This is a genomic window from Collinsella sp. AM24-1, assembly GCF_003470325.1.
GTDB lineage: Bacteria > Actinomycetota > Coriobacteriia > Coriobacteriales > Coriobacteriaceae > Collinsella.
Map to the genome: position 1 here is coordinate 1 of NZ_QRHM01000035.1, position 227 is coordinate 227.

Sequence of the window (227 nt, forward strand, 5' to 3'; positions counted from 1 at the left end):
CCCCGCCATGAAACCGGCCCATCTACTACGTTTGGGCGACATCCCCCGACCATGGCGTCTCGGGCAAAAATAAAACCGCAGGTAGGCGGCCTGCGGTTTTCGCGAAATACGGGGTATGGTCGAGGGGTCGGGGTTAAACGTAGTAGATGGGCCGGTTTCGTGGCGGCGGCATCGCAGACAGCCGACCGAGGGCGCCCGGAAATGAGCAAGGCACCCGTCTAACGACC